At 60.4% G+C, this 16,854-nt stretch carries 11 protein-coding genes; 3 read left to right on the top strand and 8 right to left on the bottom strand.

The window, feature by feature from the left end:
- Positions 1–29: 29 nt before the first annotated feature.
- Positions 30–6,686 (bottom strand): NEL-type E3 ubiquitin ligase domain-containing protein, encoded by a 6,657-nt coding sequence (locus AB3G88_RS02875; protein WP_480453128.1) that lies wholly within the window; start codon positions 6,684–6,686, stop codon positions 30–32.
- A 166-nt stretch (positions 6,687–6,852) separates the two neighbouring features.
- Between AB3G88_RS02875 and AB3G88_RS02870 the strand changes: the two genes are divergently transcribed.
- Positions 6,853–8,121 (top strand): Hsp70 family protein, encoded by a 1,269-nt coding sequence (locus AB3G88_RS02870; protein ID WP_099583635.1) that lies wholly within the window; start codon positions 6,853–6,855, stop codon positions 8,119–8,121.
- A 66-nt stretch (positions 8,122–8,187) separates the two neighbouring features.
- Here the strand turns inward: AB3G88_RS02870 and AB3G88_RS02865 are convergent, their stop codons facing one another.
- The 3 genes from AB3G88_RS02865 to AB3G88_RS02855 all read right to left on the bottom strand — a co-directional run bounded on the left by AB3G88_RS02865 (position 8,188) and on the right by AB3G88_RS02855 (position 10,498).
- Entirely contained in the window at positions 8,188–9,201 is a 1,014-nt protein-coding gene (locus tag AB3G88_RS02865; protein ID WP_049710256.1) for an AI-2E family transporter, read from the bottom strand.
- 138 nt (positions 9,202–9,339) lie between these two features.
- Positions 9,340–9,639: a PsiF family protein gene (locus AB3G88_RS02860; protein WP_005784310.1), complete on the bottom strand. Its 300-nt coding sequence runs from the start codon at positions 9,637–9,639 to the stop codon at positions 9,340–9,342.
- Between the two features lie 70 nt (positions 9,640–9,709).
- Positions 9,710–10,498 carry an AraC family transcriptional regulator gene (locus AB3G88_RS02855; RefSeq protein WP_158878504.1) on the bottom strand — a complete coding sequence of 263 codons (789 nt, stop codon included), beginning with the start codon at positions 10,496–10,498 and terminating at the stop codon, positions 9,710–9,712.
- 97 nt (positions 10,499–10,595) lie between these two features.
- Between AB3G88_RS02855 and AB3G88_RS02850 the strand changes: the two genes are divergently transcribed.
- Positions 10,596–11,474, top strand: coding sequence for a DMT family transporter (locus tag AB3G88_RS02850; RefSeq protein WP_250926296.1), 879 nt, complete (start codon positions 10,596–10,598; stop codon positions 11,472–11,474).
- On the opposite strand, the gene AB3G88_RS02845 is transcribed toward AB3G88_RS02850, so the two are convergent.
- Positions 11,471–12,361, bottom strand: coding sequence for an esterase/lipase family protein (locus AB3G88_RS02845; RefSeq protein ID WP_099583638.1), 891 nt, complete (start codon positions 12,359–12,361; stop codon positions 11,471–11,473). The genes AB3G88_RS02850 and AB3G88_RS02845 overlap by 4 nt on opposite strands.
- A gap of 176 nt (positions 12,362–12,537) precedes the next feature.
- Here AB3G88_RS02845 and AB3G88_RS02840 point away from each other — a divergent pair, with 176 nt between their 5' ends.
- Positions 12,538–13,068: a ferritin-like domain-containing protein gene (locus tag AB3G88_RS02840; protein WP_099583639.1), complete on the top strand. Its 531-nt coding sequence runs from the start codon at positions 12,538–12,540 to the stop codon at positions 13,066–13,068.
- Between the two features lie 64 nt (positions 13,069–13,132).
- Here the strand turns inward: AB3G88_RS02840 and AB3G88_RS02835 are convergent, their stop codons facing one another.
- The 3 genes from AB3G88_RS02835 to AB3G88_RS02825 form a co-directional block, all read right to left on the bottom strand.
- Entirely contained in the window at positions 13,133–13,489 is a 357-nt protein-coding gene (locus tag AB3G88_RS02835) for a hypothetical protein (protein WP_480453123.1), read from the bottom strand.
- Complete coding sequence (locus AB3G88_RS02830) at positions 13,486–14,466, bottom strand: hypothetical protein (protein WP_112193162.1); 981 nt, start codon at positions 14,464–14,466, stop codon at positions 13,486–13,488. Before AB3G88_RS02830 ends, AB3G88_RS02835 begins: the two co-directional genes overlap by 4 nt.
- Positions 14,467–14,644: 178 nt before the next feature.
- Positions 14,645–16,714 carry an AsmA family protein gene (locus tag AB3G88_RS02825; RefSeq protein WP_480453121.1) on the bottom strand — a complete coding sequence of 690 codons (2,070 nt, stop codon included), beginning with the start codon at positions 16,712–16,714 and terminating at the stop codon, positions 14,645–14,647.
- Positions 16,715–16,854 lie beyond the last annotated feature (140 nt).

Genomic DNA, 16,854 nt, shown 5'->3' with positions numbered 1-16,854 from the left:
CGACGGACGGGTTACCGACCTGAGCAGGATCAAGCGAACAGCTTTTTTATCATCCCCTCGGTGTATTGGTAGTCCATTCGCAGTTCGGTGCCCGCGGCGATATCTTCAGTGGCGAAAAGGGTGTTGAGGATGAACGGCTTGCGCTTTATCTGCGCCCCTGGCCCCACGCCCAGCCACATGTCGGCCTCAACATCAAACCCCACTGTCTCGATGTTATAGCCACCTGGCGCCTGGCGCAGCGGCTTGCCGTTTTCGTCATATTCAAAGTGGGTGTTTATTCGCGACAGAATATTGTCCCCCGATAAATGAATCGGCACCTCCTTCAAAACGTTACCCTCGGCGACCCTCTGGCTGCCCACCTTCATGGTGTAGGTCTGGCCGCCCTGGCCGAAGATCCCCGACGGCAGTACGGTGCCGCCGTATACACCGACGATTTCCCCTTTGGCGATACGCCGGTTGGCCACCACCATGGACTGGCCGATCAACGCCTTTTCACCAGGCACTTTCACATCCTGCGCCGTGAACGTGCGCAGTTGCAGTTGCGCTTCATAGCGTGCACCGACGTACTCATACCCTTCGAACTGGATGTAGGGTTTGACCTGCGCGGAGGTGTATTGCGTGTCGGATTCCAAGGCCACTTGCCTCTGCAGGGTTCGGATACGGATCGGCCTGCCCTGGTAATCCCTGAGTGGGTACTTGCCGTTGTTGGCGCGGATGTAACTGCCGACCGGATTAGGGTTGGCCGCAAAGTGCACTTCCCGGCGCATGTAACTGAGTTCTGCCGCTGTATAGGGCTTGACCGGCATGGATTCCGACGCGTCGACAAACTCATCGTCAGACCCCGGCTGCACCATTCCGCCCGCCAGGCCTCGACGCCGCCACACACCATTGACGTCAGGCTTGGCGACGATTGCGCTGCTGGTCAACCGCAAGGGGTTATCCGCCGCTTGTACCCATAACACGTAATGCTCGCCATCACCCGCATCGGGCATGCTTGCCACGAAGTAGCGCTTGCCATTGAAGTCGACGGCTTGTGCCTGGGACAGTTGCAAGCCGTTGCCATCGCTGTCCACCAACACTTCAAGGCTCGCTGTCGGCACCAGCGCCTGCACAACTTCATCGCGGCTCAAGCGTTCGATCAATTGTGCTTCTTCAATCTCGAACTGCGCCTGCAATGCCTTGACCTTGGTGTCGTAGGTTGCACGGGGCAGCGTCCCGGCATCGAAGTCGCGCTGCAAGGCTTCCATTTGTTCGTGATGGGGTTCGTTCTGTGCTTCAAACTGCGCACGGTATTTATTCGCCACATAGTCTTTCCAGAAGTCTCTGGCGAGCATGGCTTGCAACTCCTGGGCGGAGTTATCCAGGCTGAGCACCCGTTGGCAGGCCGCATCAAGCATGGCCTGGCTCACATTGCCGAACTGGACAAACCGGGCCTGCTGCGGTTGGCCGGGCAATTCAAGGCGATCCTTGAGCCCATGACGATACGCCATGCGCACCTCCACCTCTTCCACGGCCCTCAAGGCGCTCTCTCGTTGGGCGGGGGTCAAGCCTTCACGCACGTTGATCGCGGCCCTGCGCTGGTCGATATCCTCCAAGGCGATCTTTTCCAGCTCATCGAGACGGAACAGCCCCTTGGACAGCTTCAGCAGGGCCGCACCCTGGGTCGAGTCCAAGGCAAGTGCCTTGGCGTTGTAGGTCATCAGCAGGATCTCCAGGTTGCTGAAGGTCAAGGCCGCCCGGTCACAGCAGGCCGCTCGCCCCGCCCACTCGAACATCTCCTTGCGCAACTGCTCGGACTCATTGCTGTTTTGCGTGATGCCATCGATCACCTCCCAGATCCGGCGCTGCAAGTCCTCACGCCCTGCAGGCGCTATTTCCAGGTCCCGGAGCACTTCAAAGAAGCCGTCCGAACCCGGCAACGCACGCAGGGTGGACCACTGGAGCCGGCGCTGCGCCAACTGCTCAGTGGAAAAGCCCGTGGACCAGCGCCGAAACGGAGCATCCGCGTCATGCGACACCACCGGGCCATCCACCGCACTCGTCACGCTGGCGACCAATCCATTGGCTGTTCGCTCGGTGGCGGTGAGCCAATCGCCGTAGGCGCTGATGCGTGACGAGAGTATCGCCGCCGAGTCGGCAGTCAGGCGGATCCGGTTGTTTTGCAGGGACAAGCGGGTCAAGCCGTGCATCTGCCCGACCGCCGGCGGTAACTCACGCAACTGGTTATTCGACAAGTCGAGCCAGCGCACCCCGCGAAAACGCGCGAGGAACCCTTCCGGCGAGGTTCGAAGGTTCATATTGCTCAGGTTGAGCGAACCCACATGGCTGAAATCCGCGTCCAGGTCAGGCAGGCTCGGCAGGTTCAGATCACTGAGGTTCAACTCCAGGCCAAAAGGTTCGCCATCATTGGTGAGCTGTTGCGGGGTTTCTTGCCTCCAGCAGCGCAAGATGCGGTCCCAGGCCTGGCGGCGGTCACGCAAAGACCCTGCGTCATTGGCACGCTCGCCGACACGCACATAGCGCTGGCGCTCACCGCCGCCTGAAAATGCCCATTCGTTCAACTGCTTGAGCAGCACAGAATGCTCTTGCCAGAGGCGGTTCAGCTGCGCCTCGGCCCCTTCCCCCCAGGACCAGATAAGCGCCCTGGCCTTCTGCACGGAGTACTCGGGGTACATGTACTGCACCTTATCGATACGCGGATTTTTACTGTCGAAAGCGCCCTCCAGTGCCCCTTGCAACAGGTCGGGTCGAGACCGGGCCAGGTCCTGCCAGTACTTATCGAAGGTTTTCCAGTAATCGGGGGGGAAGCGATTATTCTCGAGCAAAGTGACATTGTTGATCCGTACCACGGTTTCCAATTGATCCGCGGGCGGCACCAGGTTGTCCTGCGGTACCTGTTGCAGAAGGTTTTGACGCAGGTCGAGGCGCTCCAGCCCGGCCTGTTCTCTCAACCCCGAGGGCCAACGCTCGATGCGCGTCCAATACAGATTCAGCTCTCTCAAATGGGGCATGCCACTGAAGTCTGGCGTTACGCCCAATGGGTTACTCGAAAGGTCGAGCACTTGCAGCGCATTGAGATCGCTTAACAGTCCAGCGCTGTGTTCGGTCAACTGCAAGCCATTGGCGTTCAGCTTCAACGACGTGAGCTGCTTCATGTCGCCAATCACCGCAGGCAGCTCGGTCATTTCGGCCCCGGTGATGCTCAAGCTGTTCAACTCGGTAAAGTTTTCGAGGAACAACGCAGTGGAATCTCCACCCCATGTAACATTCGACAACACCAATTCCCGGACATGGTCGAAGCTTGCTTTTATGGCGGGTATATCCACCCGATAGAAGCTGTCCCTGGGCACGCGAATGTGCAACTGGCTCCCGGTCTCACGGCGCCAGCAGCGTTTGATCTCTTCGCTCACACGCCACTCAACGCTATGAGGGTTCAGGGCCTGCGGCCCTCTTGCTTGCGCCCAGACCTTCAAGGTTTTCTTCAGGGTGCGGTACTCCAACTCACGGCGGCTCAACTCGCCCCGCACGTCTTCACCCAGCGATTCGATGAACGCCGTGACCTGCTCGTCGCTGAAGGTTGGAAACAACCGCCGTACCCGCTCCGCCGGGGAGCGAAGCACATTCCCCGCCGTCCTTAACAACTGGCGCACCCCAGGCGCGCCGCCCAACAGCCTGGCCATCGGGTCGTAGTCAGGCTTGCGCAACGGATTCTCCTCCAGCACCGTGCGCAACGGTTCTCGCGGTAACGGGCTGCGTTGGATCGCCTGCTTGAGCTCAACGGCACTGTTCAAGCCCAGGCGCTGGCGTTCAGCGAGCGCCAATTGTTCCCAGATAGCGCTGTAGAAATCGCCGGGCATGGAGGCTTGGAAGTCGCCGCTTTCCAGCAGCACCAGTGTGCGTTTATGCGCAAAGTCAGGCGAGCCGATGGCATCCAGCACCGTGCCTTCAGCCGAATACTGACGCAGCTCGATGCGCGAACCCCGGTGCCAGCCCGGCAGGGTTTCCAGGGTGCGCAAGGCCAGGCGCTGGCTATCGAGGTGCGTCTGGGTGTCCAGGTGCAACCCCTCGTAGGCACGGGCCACCCGGGTTTCCTGGGCACACCATCGGGCTTGCGTGGCCAGGGGCTCGGGCAAGCGACGGGTGCTGCGAAAGGCCTGCAACTGATCGGTCGTCGCCCCTTGCAGCACACGCTCAGCGACCGGTGCAGGCAAGGCCGGGTAGGTATCCAGCAGACGTTGTACATCGGCATCGGGCGCCGGGTTCAGCGCTTGGTAGCGTTGCTCCAGCAACGGCCCCTTGAGGCTGTCAACGGCATCGCCGAGATAGTGGCGCAGCTTGCCGGCGCGCACCTCCAGCGACTCCTCGGGGCTGCCGGGAAACGCCTTGAGCAGCGGGTCGACACCCTGCAACGTATACAACAACTCCCGTAGCAAACCGCCCCGGGCCATGGCGCTTTCGGTCACCACCATCACGCGCTTGCTGGCTGAAGCCGGGGCATCGGGTGTCTCCCAGAGCACCTCGCCCCGGGGGCCGATGACTTTCAGCGCCACGTTGTCAGGCAACAGGCCGCGGCGTTGAAGCAGGTCAAATTGCAGCTTGGGTTCGGCTTTCGAGTACACCAAGGGATCGCTGCTTCTGATGCGCTCGGCAAAGGTGGTGAGCTGCTGGTGCAGTTCGAAGCGTTTGAGCGTGTCTTCCAATAACCACGGCAACGGCTCGTGATGGACTGCGGCCTGGCGCAGCACGTCGGTGTCGACACCGCTGATGCGCAGCGGGTCCGCCTGATCGCCAAGCCCCAGGCGCTTGAGCAAGGTCGGTTCATCCCAGGTCAGCGGTTCTTCCAGCTCATGGCTCCACACCCCGTTGTGGTTGTGCTCCAGCTCTGGGGTATAAGCGCCGGAGCGGGTCGGGTGCTGGATGCGGTAATCGCCGGTGAGGGGGTCTTGCTTGACCTGATAATGGGCGTCCTCGAATGCCACCAGTTGCTGCCCGTCATGCTCGTACAGGCCCAGCGCGTTGGCCTTGGCCTCGGGCGCCGGTTTGACAGGCGATTCGTAGGGCGCCAGGTCAGGGTTCCACAGCACCTGCTTGCCGGACGGCATCGTCACAGGTTTGAGATGCTCCACCGCGCTTTGCCATTTGACGGCTGGCAACACCTTGGCGCCGGTGGCAATAAACGCCACGTTCAACGCCACCGACGCAAAATGCGCCCACATTTGCCGCGGCTCGCCTTGCCCATAGGCCTCTATCCCTTCAAAGACTTCGTAGCACATCTGCGACGCGCCCACGGCCAACATGATCGGCCCCAACCCTGGCACCACGAAGGCCGCCAGGTTGAACACGCTGACAGCGGCGTCGAAAAAGCTTTCCAGACGCTCCAGCCGCGCCTTACGGCCCTCGTCCTCGGTAGGTACGGCCACGGCCCGCGCATCACTCAAGATCTTGCTGATATGCGCCTGGCGACTGAGCTGCCAGAGGTCACCACTGAGCAGGAAGCCGTCCATGGGCAAATGCACCAACGGCGTACGCAGCGGATAATCCGTCCCGCCGTTGCCATTATCGGCGGGCTGGTACAACCGGTTGAAACGCGCGAAAAAACCGCCTTGCTCGCGCACTGGCACAAAGCGGCTGAAAAAGCGTCGATAGGATGCGCTGTGCAAACGCATACGCAGGTCGACCATGAACTCGCCACTCGATGCGTACTCCTTGACCGGCTGTTGCGGATCGCCGGGTAGGTAAACCACCAGGCGCTCGGTACGGTCCGAACGTTCACGGTCGGGCCCGATCAGCAGCGGCCCCACCAGCACACTGTCCAGTACCTTGAGCGCGGCGTAGGTGACCGGCTTGCCCGTCAGCTTCGGCGTGCCGGAACCGGCCACCACCTGTTTGAGCATCTGGTAGGCATCGGCGCTCAACGCGCCGTTTAACTGCAACCGGGCGATCTCGATGCTCAGCGCCAGTTGCTGGCGTTGATGTTCCTCAAGCAATTGCTCCAGCGCCTCGCGCTCTTGGGCGGCGTCGGGTTCGACCACCGCCTTGATGTGCTTCTGGTATTGCGCGCCGAGGTCCAGGGAGCGGCACAGCTTGGCAAATTCATGGGGCTTGATCGCCACCGCGTGGGCGCTGACGGCGGCGAATGTCGCAATGATGTGGGGGTTATCGGGATTCCAGCGGGTAATGAGTTGGCAATCGTTGCACGGCGATGGCTGTTCTTCATCGGCCTCGAAATTGGCCAGGGCCGCTTCCAGCAGGGATGTACCACGGTAGGTGTAGGTCAGGCTGGGGTCGTTTTGCTGCTCAAGCACAAAGGCCCCATAGAAATCGTCGCGAGCACCTTTGTAGGCGTATTTGCGCACGAGGAACACATTGCGTACATCCAACTCCAGGTTGAACTGCTTTTTGATTGCGTCCTTGAGCGGCTGCTCGGCGAACGCCAGGATGTCGTCGATCTGGCCAAGATGCTCTTCGATTGAATTGAGGGTTTCGCGAAAACGTGTGTGCTGCTCGGCCAGGGTGGTTTTGTCTTGGTGAGTCGCGGCCAGGTACCAGGAGGGAATGTCCATCTCGTGCTGGCCCAGCTCTTCCTGGCGCTGGGTCGTGCCATCCAGTAACCAGCTTGGCACGCGTTGTTTGAGGAAGTCGTAGTGCACGCCGCGCAGGTCGGCGGTAAAGGTTGCATCAGGCATAGCGGTTCATCCGTGAGCGGTAAAACCGCAGCCTAGCCAAACCCCGGCAGGTTCAAGACGTAGCTATGTAGCGCGAATGCCGGTGGATTTACGGATCACCGGTCTACGCATCCGCGCGCCAGTGGCATACACTGCGCGGCCGTTTTTTGCCCGGAACCTGTGAGACATGAAAAACGCATCCCCAGCCCGTGCCTGCGGCATCGACTTCGGCACGTCCAACTCCACCGTCGGCTGGATCCGCCCCGGCGAGGAGACGCTGATCGCGCTGGAGGACGACAAGATCACCCTGCCGTCAGTGGTCTTTTTCAACTTCGAGGAGCGCCGCCCGGTATACGGTCGCCTGGCGCTGCACGAATACCTGGAGAACTACGAAGGCCGCCTGATGCGCTCGCTCAAGAGCCTGCTGGGTTCCAAGCTGATCAAGCACGACACCAGCGTATTGGGCACGGCGATGCCGTTTACCGACCTGCTGGCGCTGTTTATCGGCCAGCTCAAGAGCCGCGCCGAAGCCACCGCCGGCCGCGAGTTCGAAGAAGTGGTGCTGGGCCGCCCGGTGTTTTTTGTCGATGACGACCCGATGGCCGACCAGGAAGCGGAAAACACCCTGGTCGACGTGGCGCGCAAGATCGGCTTCAAGGATATTTCCTTCCAATACGAACCGATCGCCGCGGCCTTCGACTATGAGTCCACCATCGAGAAAGAAGAGCTGGTACTGATCGTCGACATCGGCGGTGGTACGTCCGACTTCTCGCTGGTACGCCTTTCCCCGGACCGCCGCCACAACGACAACCGCCAGGACGACATCCTCGCCACCGGCGGCGTGCACATCGGCGGTACCGACTTCGACAAACAGCTCTCGCTGGCCGGCATGATGCCGCTGTTCGGCTACGGCAGCCGCATGAAAAGCGGCGCCTACATGCCTACCAGCCACCACATGAACCTGGCCACCTGGCACACCATCAACTCGGTGTACTCACAAAAATCCCAGCTGGCCCTGGGCAGCATGCGCTACGACATCGAAGACACCGGCGGCATCGACCGCCTGTTCAAGCTGATCGAACAGCGCGCCGGGCATTGGCTGGCCATGGAAGTGGAAGAGACCAAGATTCAACTCACCCATGAAGACAGCCGCCACGTGGCGCTGGATCGGGTTGAACCTGGGTTGAGCGTGGACCTGAGCCGCGCACTGTTCGAGTCGGCCATCGACGGGCTGCTGGAGCGCGTGCGTAACAGCGTGACTCAGTTGCTGACCGATGCTTCGGTGGATGTAGCGCAGGTCGACACGGTGTTCTTCACCGGCGGTTCCAGCGGCATCCCGGCCCTGCGCCACAGCATCTCGGCGATGCTGCCGAATGCGCGGCATGTGGAAGGCAATATCTTTGGCAGCATTGGTAGCGGGTTGGCGATTGAGGCGAGCAAGCGCTACGGCATCTGATAGGACCTGATTTCACTGATGCTGCAAATCCAATGTGGGAGGGGCAAGCCCCCTCCCACAGTTACATCAGACCATCCCGCCGAGCTTCAGCTCACTCTTCAGATACGCATAGTAAATCGGCCCCGCCACCACGCCCGGCAGCCCGAATGCGGCTTCGAACACCAGCATCGCCAGCAGCAATTCCCACGATTTGGCGCTGATTTGCCCACCGACGATCCGCGCGTTGAGGAAGTACTCGACCTTGTGGATCACGATCAGATAGCCCAACGCCGCCACCGCCACCCAGATCGACAGCGACAGCGCGACGATGGTGATCAGGGTGTTGGACATCAGGTTGCCGATCACTGGCAACAGGCCGAGCAGGAAGGTCAGTACGATCAGGGTTTTGGTCAGCGGCAGGTGAATGCCGCACAGCGGCAGCACCACGGCGAGGAACACGGCGGTGAAGGCGGTGTTGAGCGCAGCGATCTTGATCTGGGCGAAGACGATGTTGCGAAAGGCCTGGACCAGCAGGTGCAGGCGGTCGAACAGTGCAGCGGCCAGGGGTTTGCGTTTGGTCAGGTCGGGCACGCGCTGCAGGGCGATGATCGCGCCGAGCACCATGCCGATCAGCAGGGTGACGAACATGTGCGCGGCGTCTTTGCCGACCAGTTGCAGTTCGCTCAGGTGCTTGCTCAGCCACTCGCCGATGGCCACGCGAAATTCGGCGGCGCTGGCCGGCAGGTAGGCGTCGAGGAAAGGCGGCAGTTGGCCGCGTGCGCGGTCGACCACGCCCATGAATTTGTCGAGGGACGCTCCGGGGTTTTCTGCTTCGTGGAGCAGGAAGCTGATGGCGCCGGCGAAGATCAGGGCCAGCACGCTGACGATCAGGGTGCCAAGCAACGCCACCGCCAGCCAGCGGGCGCGGCGGCCTTCGATCAGCCGTTGCAGTTGGGGGGTGAGCATGTTGACCAGTTCATAGACCAACAGGCCGGCCAGCAAGCTGGGCAGCAATTTCAGCGGCAATACGAGGAGCAATCCGCCGAAGATGATGATGTAGCTGGCCAGCAACAACACATGACGCTGAGAAAACGTTGGCATACAGCCTCAAAACGAACGGCGTTAAAGGATGGGCAGTCTGCCAGCCTTGAAGGAATCAAGCGAGTGGATAGGTAGTGAATGCGATCAAGTGTGGGAGGGGGCTCCCACATTTGATCGTCGGCGCCTGCGCAATCGTGATCAACCTTTGAGGCAGGTGCTCATGAACGTCTTGCGCGCATCGCCGGTCAGCGCTTTGGTTTTCGCCGACGCATTGCAATCCTTCATCTTCTGCTGCTGCGGCGTCAGGGTCTTGGCGTCATTGGCCGCCGGGGCCGACAGGCAGGTTTTCATGAAGGCCTTGCGGTCGTCGCCCTTGAGCGTCTTGGTGGTGGCTTCGGCATTGCAGGTGGTCATCTTGTTTTGCTGGGCGGTGGCGGCAAAGCCTTGGGAACACAGCAACAGGCCCATCATCAACAACGGAATACGCAGCATCTTCATGGAGTTTTCTCCCGGTTACCACGCCGAGGGGCGCGGCCTATGCGCAGTGTAGTCAAAGCCTGTTACATCTTCATCCACGGCGAATATTCGTCCGGCGATACTGCTCCGGCGTACAGCCGGCGTGGCGCTGGAACATCGCGATAAATGCCGAGGCGGTGCTGTAGCCGAGGTCGAACGCCACCTGTTGCACGCTGCGCTCGCTGTCGAGGGCTTCAATGGCCGCGAGGTAGCGCAGGCGCTGGCGCCATTCACCGAAGCTCATGCCCAACTCGCGCACAAACTGGCGCGCCAGGGTGCGTTCGCTCACGTGCACCTGCTCAGCCCATTGCGCCAGCGGGCGGTTGTCGCCAGGGTCGGCCTGCATGCCTTCCAGTACGCCGAGCAACCCTGAATGACGGGCATAGGGCAGGAAACCGTCGTGGATCGGTGCCTGCCGTAGTTGATCCACCAGTACCTGGGCCAGGCGGATGTCGGCTTCGGTGTGCGGGATATTCACATCACGCCGGGCGAAGTCGCGCAGGATCGCCTTGAGAATATCGCTGATGGCCAGGGTGCAAGGCTGGGGCGGCAGTTGCTCGCAGAGCGCGGGGGCCAGGCCCACGGAGTGATAGACAATCGCCTGGGCGTTGTAGGAACTGTGCTCAGTATTGGGTGGGATCCACACCGCGTACTGCGGCGGCGACATAAACCGGTTGCCCGCCACTTCCATGCGCATCACACCGCTGGCGGAGTAATCCAGCGATCCCCAGAAATGCTTATGCGGCGTGCATTCGGTGTCGGGGGCGAAGTCGGAATACCGGAAGTACACCGGGCTCGGCAGGCTGCGAAAATCCGCAAGGCGTACGGTATGTCTGGCCATATTGTCTGGATGCAAAGGTGATTTGTCTGGATCGAAGTATAGGCTTCGATCCAGACAAGGGATAATCCCGCTTCATCAACACACTTGGTTTCTTTCGATGCAATACGCGTATCCCCTGCTGGCCATTTTTATCTGGGCCGGCAACACCGTGGTCAACAAACTGGCCGTGGGTGCGATCTTCCCGTCGGAGATCGGCTTTTATCGCTGGCTGCTGGCGGCGCTGCTGTTCACGCCATTTATGCTTAAGCCAGTGATCGCCCATTGGGCGCAGATTCGCCCGAACCTGGGCAAGATCGTCATCCTCGGCGTGCTGGGCATGGCCGTATACCAAAGCCTGGCGTATTACGCCGCGTCCCTGACCACCGCCACCAACATGGGCATCATCCTGTCGCTGATGCCATTGATGGCGCTGACGGCGGCGATCATCAGCCTCGGCCAGCGCCTGACCTTCGGCGCGCTCACCGGCGCGGTGCTGTCGTTTGCCGGCGTGGTCGTGGTGGTGTCGTCCGGCAGCCTGGGCGCGCTGTTGCAGCACGGCGTCAACCTGGGCGACGCCATGATGCTGGTCGCCACATTGGCCTACGCGGTCTACAGCACACTGCTGAAAAAATGGCAGCTGCGCCTGCCGCCGCTGGTGTTGCTGTATTTGCAGATACTGGTGGCCGTGCTGGTGTTGTTTCCGCTGTTCCTGTTCTCGGCCAAAGCCGGCCTTGGCTGGGCGAATATCCCGCTGGTGCTGTACGCCTGCTTGCTGGCATCGATGCTCGCGCCATTGGCGTGGATGCATTCGGTGAAGACCTTGGGGCCAAGTCGTACCACGCTGTTTTTCAACCTGCTGCCGTTGATTACTGCGTTGATTGCGGCGGTGGTGCTGAAGGAGCAGTTGGCGATGTATCACCTGGTGGGTGGTTTGCTGACCCTGGGCGGGGTGATCTTGTCGGAGCGCTGGACCACGCCGGTGCGCCGCCGGGCTTAAACACCCGCGGCTTTCAAGCGCCGGGCATGCTCCACAAACAATCGGATCGGCTCGGCGCCCTTGCCCACCAGCCCCAGTGACTGGTTGACGATATCAAAGTGGTCCAGGGCAAAGTCATCGCCGATCACCGTGCCCAGGTGCGAGCTGTAGCGCCCGACCATGCCGTCGCACTGGCCCTTTTCCCGCACAAAGCTGCGGGCGAACAAGCGACAGCTGCGATTCGTACCGTCGAACAGGTTGCGACCACGGTCGGTGATACCCGGCTGCAACGTGCCGGACCACGAGTAATAGCGCACGCCGTTGACCACCTCCGCGCCCTGCCCGCCCCACGTCTCGGGCAAGCCTTGGGGATACTGGCGATTGAACAGGGCCACCCCTTCACTGGTCAGGGAATGGTGCGATGCCTGCAAATCCGGCTTGAAGCGCGGCCCGCGATAGCCGGTTTCCAGCACGCCCATCACCCAGGCGACCAGGTGAAACAGCGCGCTCATGATCCGGCCCTTGGCGCCGTCGGCCGGGTAATGGCGGTGGATATGGTCTGCCAGCTCGGAACCATGGTTGGGCCCAGCCACCGAGGTCACCGACGCCACCCATTCCGGGCGCTTGGCCGCTGCATAACGCGCGGTCAGCGAGCCTTGGCTATGGCCGATCAGGTTGACCTTATCCAGGCCGGTCTCACGGCGAATACGTTCGATCTGCACCAGCAACTGCTCGCCGCGCACTTCGCTGGAGTCCAGCGGCGCCACCTGCACCGGGAACACCTGCGCCCCGCCCGCGCGCAAGGTCGGAACAATGCCGTACCAATACGGGAAGAACCCGAGGCGCACAAACCCGAGCATGCCGGGCACCAGCACCAGGGGGTAACGCGTGGCTAACGACTGCGGCATGACGCGAACGTCCTCGAAACTGAAGTCCTGCCGTGCAGCCTAGCGCAACCTCAAGTCGGGCTGATGACGCCGGGGATGAATCCGATAAAACTTTTTGCGTTGCCTGGGACTCACAACTTGGAGCGATCACGCCAGCAGAGCGTGGCGCAAAACCGGATTAGCACCAGGAGATTGAAATGACTGAAGCACATTTGACCGACGTTGCGACCCTGCGCAGCCGCGCCCGCCAGAACGTCGAAAACGGCGCCGTGACCGAAGGTTATGACGCCGATCGCGAAGAAATCATCCGCCTGCTCAACGAGTCGCTGGCCACCGAATTGGTCTGCGTGCTGCGCTACAAGCGCCACTACTTCATGGCCAGCGGCGTAAAAGCCGCCGTCGCCGCAGACGAATTCCTGGAGCACGCCACCCAGGAAGCCGAGCACGCTGACAAACTCGCCGAACGCATCGTGCAACTGGGCGGCGAGCCGGAGTTCAACCCCGACCTGCTGTCGAAGAACTCCCATGCGCAATACGTGGCCGGCAATACCTTGAAGGAAATGGTCTACGAAGACCTGGTGGCCGAGCGCATCGCGGTGGACAGCTACCGCGAGATCATCCAATACATCGGCGACAAAGACCCGACCACGCGCCGCCTGTTTGAGGAGATCCTCGCCCAGGAAGAAGAGCATGCGGACGATATGGCGGACATCCTCGAAAGTCTGTAAATAGCGACGCAGAAAAAGGGGGGAACTGATTGCTCAGTTCCCCCCCACTGCTTCTGCGATGACGTCACCCTGTCAGAAACCAAGATACGGCCATTCCAACGATGGAAGAGATAGTCAGCAAAAAGGGGATGACCATCCAGAGTTTCAGGCTCTTCGGGATTCGCCTTACATCCTCAACGAGCACCAAGTGGCGCCATTGAAAAACCTTTGGCATGAGGATAACAATGGCGATAACGAAAAGACGCTTAAGCCTCCCACCAAACAGCCCGAATCCGAATCTGTATTTAAATGTCACGATGAATGAGCTGAACTTTAAGTGCTCTTCGGCTTTTTCGAGTTTTGTATAGATGGCATAAATGCATATGGGGAAAGACAGCATCATAATAATGGCCGATATCATACCCATGGACTCAAGTGTCATTTGCTCCCCCTGAAAGCCTCATAAAGACTCGTACCAACCTGCTCTCCATACTCATTTCCCAGCGGCCCTGCGGTTGCACCTCCGATTACCCCACCAACTACTGCACAACCCAGCGCTCCTGCTCCGGCGGTAGGAATACCAAAGACTATTGCACAGGCGACGATGCCGAGAGCAGCCCCAACCTCCGAGCCGGCCGCGGCCCCCACAATCCCGAACGCAAGTTTTCCTCCCTCGACAAACTTCGCCCGCGTACATTCCTGCTCGCGCCCGCTGGAACACGCCTCTGTTATTTCCAATGCCGTCGCTCCCACATCCAGCGCAATACCAATATACGTTCCTTTTTTCAACAGCTCTGACGCCTTGGCTACGCGCTTGACGGTCTCCTCATATCCCCGAATTTCTCCATGATGCCAATAGCTCTTACTGGAGATACCCAGCATCTTTTTAATAGAGCCGTCATTTTTCAACCCCGTCCCCAAACGCGCCATACCAGAGAGCTGAAGATCCAGCGTCGCGAACAGCGCCCTGCGCTTGACCAGAAACTCATTCCTCGCCTCCATGGTCCCGCGCCTCAAGTACTGTTTATGCAAATCATCAATTTCCCTGAGGGTCTTTTCGATTTGCGCCAAGTGCTTGCTCCAGGTGCTGCTGGCGCTCCCGATGGCGAGTGAGGCATGGGACATGATTGCCTGTAGCTGATCGTAGTTTTTGATCAGAAACTGATCGCTTGCAGAGTGCGCCATCAACGCCTGTTTTATGTTCTGCGCGGAGCGCATCAGCTGTGCTTCTTCAGCGGTACAAGATGCCGTACGCGCATCTGGAATGATCACCAACTGCCCAGGCAATACCACGACATTGCGGATATGTTGGTTGACGATGTCGAACTTCGCTTGTGTATGAAAGCCTAGAGAAAGACTGAGTTTGAGCAATGGATAAGGCTGGGGTCGCTCATTGATAAATGCGTAGGGTCCCTGCATGGATTACATCTCCTATTAACAGTCGCGGCCGACTATAGGAAGGCAAGCCTGGAGGCGTAAGGGGAATCAGAGGCGGTTTCAGCACTTCAGAAATGGGCTACACAAAACCAGGATCATGCTTACGGCACGGCCATAAAAAAGGCGACCCAACGGTCGCCTTTTCCGACAATTTCGACGATCAGCCTTTCACCGTCTTTGGCGCCTTGCCTTCTTTCATCTGCTGCAACAGCGGTGCACATTCGTTGGGCTCGCCGCCACTTGGGGCGACCAGCGCAAGCAACCCGGCGGCAGGACCGGCGATCACGCCCAGTGCCACCATGCCGGCGCCGCGCAAGGCCAGTGGAATAGCCTTCACGCCGGCATTGGGCTTGATGAACGGCCCGTTCACGTAAAGCGGCGAGCGCAGGGAGAAGAGGCGGAAGCCTTTGGATTCCGGCGTGACGGTCAGGTCCAACTGTTCGGTGGCCATGTTCGCGGTGCCGTCGACGTAGATGATGGCGTTCTCGGTATCGAACACAAACAGCCGCGTGGTTGCCAGGCCGGTCTTGATGCCGAAGTCCGCCGCCGCGCAGTTGATCTTCACTTCCTTGTCGCCGAACAAACGGCCCACCACATAGTTGCCGACGTTGAGCCCGGCAATTTCCATCAGGCCACGGCTGATGGCGCCGTCGTTGATCAGCATCTTCAGGTCACCGTTGGAACTGCCCAACAGCGCCGCCACGGAGTTGCCGCGCCCAGCAATATCGGCATCGCCGTTGAGTTCACCGAAGCTGGTTTTCATCGGCTCGAAGGTCGGGAACAGTTGCTTGAGCTTGAAGTTACGTGCGGTCAGCCTGGCGCGACCTTCCATTGGTGTGATGCGCCCATTCAGGCGGATCTGCGCATCGAGCTTGCCGCCGGCAACGCCGAAACGCAGGGGTTCCAGGCTTAGCTCGCCGTCATTGAGCACAACGTGGGTGTAGAGGTCAGTGAAGGGCAACTCGGCACTGTGCACAATGCGTTTGCCGGTGAATTCCACGTCGGCGTCCATGTCGCGCCAGCGTTCGGTGCGGAACTCTTCCACTGGCAGCACTTTGGTCGCCGGCTGCTTGCTTTCGCCGCCACGGGCCTTTTGCTTGGCGTTGGAGTCGGCGCCAATCAAGGGTGCCAAGTCAGTCATCAGCAACTGGTTGGACACCAGCGCGCCGCTGAGCTTGGGTCGTGGCTGGCTGGCGACGTAGCCGAGGTTGCCGTGGATATCGCTGTTGCCGATCTTGCCGTTGAAGTTTTCGTAACGAAAGGACGCGCCGCTGGCCTCGTGCAGCTTGGCGATCAAGTGGCCGTCGGTGGCGTAGGCCGGCGAGTCCGGCAGGGTGACGCCGGTCAGCGGGTACAGGTTGCCCAGGCTGCTGCCGGACAGTTTCAGGCGCAGGTCGAGGGCGCCGAGGTTGAGCGGGTCGGTCAAGGTCCCGGCCAGGGCGATGCTGGTGTCGGCGATCTTGACCTGGGCCTGCAGCGGGAACGGCTTGGCCGCGTCCTGCAGGGCCAGCAGGCCGCCGATTTTGCCGGTGCCATCCAGCTTCTGGCCGTGGTACTGGCCTTTGACCTTGAGGGCGAACGCATAGTCCTGAGGCGCGGAGCCTTTTTCCAGGGCCTTCCTGGCATCGGCATCACCGACGATCTCACCAAACGGGATCGGTTTGCCCAGGGGGTCGATGATCACGTCGAGCTGGGTCTTGAGGGTCTGGTCGTCGAGGGTCACGTGGCCTTTATCGAAGCCGATGGCGCCGATGTCCACCACCCAGTTGGAGGGTTCGGCATTCGGGTCCTTAGGGTCGAACGTGAAGGTCCAATTGGCCCGGCCATCGGCCAGGCGCTGCAACGCGGCGCTCGGTTCGGTGAGGTCGATACGCGGAATCACCACGTGCTGCACCAGCAGCGCCAGGGGCGAAATACGCAGCTCGACTTTTTTCAGCGTGACCATCTGCGGTTTTTTCGACCAATCGGGGTTGCCCAGGGTCAGGTCTTCGGCGATCACGTGGGGCCATGGCACCCAGGCACGCCAACCGCCTTCATCGGGCTCGCGCTGCCACACCACGGCGAGGTTGCCATTGATGGCAAACGGGCGATGCAGTTCTTCAGAAACTTTGGCATTGAGGGGCGGCTTGATGCGGTTCCAGTCAAAAAACACCAGGACCAGGACCGCTACGGCGATTAACAGAACGAAGCTGGCGCAGCTCCAGGCGGCGATTTTACGAGTGCGCGTCATTGCACAGGACTCCTCAACACGACTAGCTGAACTACAGCTCAATAAGGGTACGACTGGTAAACCGTCCGGGGGTTTAACCCAGTGGCCGATTTAGTCTCAAAAAGCCATTTTCCTGATCAACCAGACAAATCCGATCATCG

The organism is Pseudomonas arvensis, assembly GCF_056688935.1.
The sequence above is the reverse complement of the archived record's forward strand: the minus strand, read 5'-3'. Positions and strand labels throughout refer to the sequence as shown.

Excerpts from the sequence above, each read along its gene's own strand:
- AB3G88_RS02870 (WP_099583635.1), top strand. The coding sequence starts at position 6,853 with ATGAAAAACGCATCCCCAGCCCGTGCCTGCGGCATCGACTTCGGCACG.
- AB3G88_RS02845 (WP_099583638.1), bottom strand. The coding sequence starts at position 12,361 with ATGCCGCAGTCGTTAGCCACGCGTTACCCCCTGGTGCTGGTGCCCGGC.
- AB3G88_RS02875 (WP_480453128.1), bottom strand. The coding sequence starts at position 6,686 with ATGCCTGATGCAACCTTTACCGCCGACCTGCGCGGCGTGCACTACGAC.
- AB3G88_RS02835 (WP_480453123.1), bottom strand. The coding sequence starts at position 13,489 with ATGACACTTGAGTCCATGGGTATGATATCGGCCATTATTATGATGCTG.
- AB3G88_RS02850 (WP_250926296.1), top strand. The coding sequence starts at position 10,596 with ATGCAATACGCGTATCCCCTGCTGGCCATTTTTATCTGGGCCGGCAAC.
- AB3G88_RS02830 (WP_112193162.1), bottom strand. The coding sequence starts at position 14,466 with ATGCAGGGACCCTACGCATTTATCAATGAGCGACCCCAGCCTTATCCA.
- AB3G88_RS02825 (WP_480453121.1), bottom strand. The coding sequence starts at position 16,714 with ATGACGCGCACTCGTAAAATCGCCGCCTGGAGCTGCGCCAGCTTCGTT.
- AB3G88_RS02860 (WP_005784310.1), bottom strand. The coding sequence starts at position 9,639 with ATGAAGATGCTGCGTATTCCGTTGTTGATGATGGGCCTGTTGCTGTGT.
- AB3G88_RS02855 (WP_158878504.1), bottom strand. The coding sequence starts at position 10,498 with ATGGCCAGACATACCGTACGCCTTGCGGATTTTCGCAGCCTGCCGAGC.
- AB3G88_RS02865 (WP_049710256.1), bottom strand. The coding sequence starts at position 9,201 with ATGCCAACGTTTTCTCAGCGTCATGTGTTGTTGCTGGCCAGCTACATC.
- AB3G88_RS02840 (WP_099583639.1), top strand. The coding sequence starts at position 12,538 with ATGACTGAAGCACATTTGACCGACGTTGCGACCCTGCGCAGCCGCGCC.